Origin of the sequence: Actinotalea ferrariae CF5-4 (assembly GCF_000603945.1) — a bacterium.
GTDB lineage: Bacteria > Actinomycetota > Actinomycetes > Actinomycetales > Cellulomonadaceae > Actinotalea > Actinotalea ferrariae.
The window spans coordinates 1-3,382 of the sequence record NZ_AXCW01000345.1 but is presented as its reverse complement, the minus strand read 5'-3'; the positions used below and the strand labels follow the sequence as shown (position 1 = coordinate 3,382).

2 rRNA genes are annotated in these 3,382 nt (G+C 58.4%); both read left to right on the top strand.

Annotation, left to right across the window (positions count from 1 at the left end):
* Positions 1 to 1,191: ribosomal RNA gene (locus tag N866_RS17490) — 16S ribosomal RNA — on the top strand; the annotation flags it as partial.
* Between the two features lie 348 nt (positions 1,192 to 1,539).
* A 23S ribosomal RNA gene (locus tag N866_RS17485) occupies positions 1,540 to 3,382 on the top strand; the annotation flags it as partial.

Below are 3,382 nucleotides of genomic sequence, written 5' to 3'. Positions count from 1 at the left end.
CCAGACTCCTACGGGAGGCAGCAGTGGGGAATATTGCACAATGGGCGAAAGCCTGATGCAGCGACGCCGCGTGGGGGATGAAGGCCTTCGGGTTGTAAACCCCTTTCAGCAGGGAAGAAGCGAAAGTGACGGTACCTGCAGAAGAAGCGCCGGCTAACTACGTGCCAGCAGCCGCGGTAATACGTAGGGCGCAAGCGTTGTCCGGAATTATTGGGCGTAAAGAGCTCGTAGGCGGTTTGTCGCGTCTGCTGTGAAAACCCGAGGCTCAACCTCGGGCCTGCAGTGGGTACGGGCAGACTAGAGTGCGGTAGGGGAGACTGGAATTCCTGGTGTAGCGGTGGAATGCGCAGATATCAGGAGGAACACCGATGGCGAAGGCAGGTCTCTGGGCCGCAACTGACGCTGAGGAGCGAAAGCATGGGGAGCGAACAGGATTAGATACCCTGGTAGTCCATGCCGTAAACGTTGGGCACTAGGTGTGGGGCTCATTCCACGAGTTCCGTGCCGCAGCAAACGCATTAAGTGCCCCGCCTGGGGAGTACGGCCGCAAGGCTAAAACTCAAAGGAATTGACGGGGGCCCGCACAAGCGGCGGAGCATGCGGATTAATTCGATGCAACGCGAAGAACCTTACCAAGGCTTGACATATACCGAAAACTCATGGAGACATGGGGTCCGCAAGGGCGGTATACAGGTGGTGCATGGTTGTCGTCAGCTCGTGTCGTGAGATGTTGGGTTAAGTCCCGCAACGAGCGCAACCCTCGTCCTATGTTGCCAGCACATCATGGTGGGGACTCATAGGAGACTGCCGGGGTCAACTCGGAGGAAGGTGGGGATGACGTCAAATCATCATGCCCCTTATGTCTTGGGCTTCACGCATGCTACAATGGCCGGTACAAAGGGCTGCGATACCGCGAGGTGGAGCGAATCCCAAAAAGCCGGTCTCAGTTCGGATTGGGGTCTGCAACTCGACCCCATGAAGTCGGAGTCGCTAGTAATCGCAGATCAGCAACGCTGCGGTGAATACGTTCCCGGGCCTTGTACACACCGCCCGTCAAGTCACGAAAGTCGGTAACACCCGAAGCCGGTGGCCCAACCCTTGTGGAGGGAGCCGTCGAAGGTGGGACCAGCGATTGGGACTAAGTCGTAACAAGGTAGCCGTACCGGAAGGTGCGGCTGGATCACCTCCTTTCTAAGGAGCTTCTGGCGCTTCGGCGTCCAGGGCCCTCTACTCGGGCGTACGTCTCGAGGAGGGTTGCTCATGGGTGGAACATCGACCAGTTGCGCTTCTGTGGTGGCATCCCAGTACCTCCTTTCGGGGAGTGGAACCGGATGGTCCGCGCAGGGCGCTCGGCACGCTGTTGGGTCCTGAGGGATCGGGCGCAAGCTCGACCTCGGGCCGGCCGGTGGCCGGTGCGTCGGACTGTGGCTGTTCGGAGGAACCGCTCGCACGTGTGCGGGTAGGCGCCGGATGGAGCAGGACCGCCCGTAGCTTGAGAACTGCACAGTGGACGCGAGCATCTTTTTTGTATGTCTTTGTGGTCAAGTTTTTAAGTGCATACGGTGGATGCCTTGGCACTAGGAGCCGAAGAAGGACGTTGTAGCCTGCGATAAGCCTCGGGGAGTTGGCAAACGAACCGTGATCCGAGGATGTCCGAATGGGGAAACCCGGCTGGAGTCATGTCCAGTCACCCACGCCTGAATATATAGGGCGTGTGGAGGGAACGTGGGGAAGTGAAACATCTCAGTACCCACAGGAAGAGATATTCCGTGAGTAGTGGCGAGCGAAAGCGGAGAAGGCCAAACCGATGGCGTGTGATAGCCGGCAGGCGTTGCGTCGTCGGGGTTGTGGGACCTTTCAGGAAGCTCTGCCGAGCTTCCAGGGAGTCAGAAAGTCGCGTCATAGTCGAAGGGCATTGAAAGGCCCGGCACAGAGGGTGCTACCCCCGTAGACGAAATGGCGCGGCCTCCCGAGAGGGATCCCAAGTAGCACGGGGCCCGAGAAATCCCGTGTGAATCTGGAGAGACCACTCTCTAAGCCTAAATACTCCCTAGTGACCGATAGCGGACAAGTACCGTGAGGGAAAGGTGAAAAGTACCCCGGGAGGGGAGTGAAATAGTACCTGAAACCGTGTGCATACAATCCGTCGGAGCCTCCCTAGCAGGGGTGACGGCGTGCCTTTTGAAGAATGAGCCTGCGAGTTAGTGGTACGTGGCGAGGTTAACCCGTGTGGGGAAGCCGTAGCGAAAGCGAGTCCGAATAGGGCGTCTGAGTCGCGTGCTCTAGACCCGAAGCGAAGTGATCTAGCCATGGGCAGGTTGAAGCGCGGGTAAGACCGCGTGGAGGACCGAACCCACCTGGGTTGAAAACCGGGGGGATGACCTGTGGTTAGGGGTGAAAGGCCAATCAAACTTCGTGATAGCTGGTTCTCCCCGAAATGCATTTAGGTGCAGCGTCACGTGTTTCTTACCGGAGGTAGAGCTACTGGATGGCCGATGGGCCCCACAAGGTTACTGACGTCAGCCAAACTCCGAATGCCGGTAAGTGAGAGCGTGGCAGTGAGACTGCGGGGGATAAGCTCCGTAGTCGAGAGGGAAACAGCCCAGACCACCAGCTAAGGCCCCTAAGCGTGTGCTAAGTGGGAAAGGATGTGGAGTTGCACAGACAACCAGGAGGTTGGCTTAGAAGCAGCCACCCTTGAAAGAGTGCGTAATAGCTCACTGGTCAAGTGATTCCGCGCCGACAATGTAGCGGGGCTCAAGTACACCGCCGAAGCTGTGGCATTCACACAACAGCCAGGTCTTCGGATCCAGGCGTGTGGATGGGTAGGGGAGCGTCGTGTGGCGAGTGAAGTCGCGGGGTGACCCAGCGGTGGACGCCACACGAGTGAGAATGCAGGCATGAGTAGCGAAAGACGGGTGAGAAACCCGTCCGCCGAATGACCAAGGGTTCCAGGGCCAGGCTAATCCGCCCTGGGTAAGTCGGGACCTAAGGCGAGGCCGACAGGCGTAGTCGATGGACAACGGGTTGATATTCCCGTACCGGCGAAGAACCGCCCATACCGAGCCCGGTGATGCTCAGTGCCCAAAGCCGGCTAGATCCCTTCGGGGACGTGCCGGTGGCGCGCACGAACCAATCCGGTAGTAGGTAAGCGTATTAACAGGGGTGACGCAGGAAGGTAGCCCAGCGTGGCGATGGTAGACCACGTCCAAGGTTGTAGGGCGAGATGTAGGCAAATCCGCATCTCACATAGCCTGAGAACTGATGGTGACCGCTTATGCGGGACGATTGGGTGATCCTATGCTGCCAAGAAAAGCCTCGACGCGAGGTTCTAGCCGCCCGTACCCTAAACCGACTCAGGTGGTCAGGTAGAGAATACCAA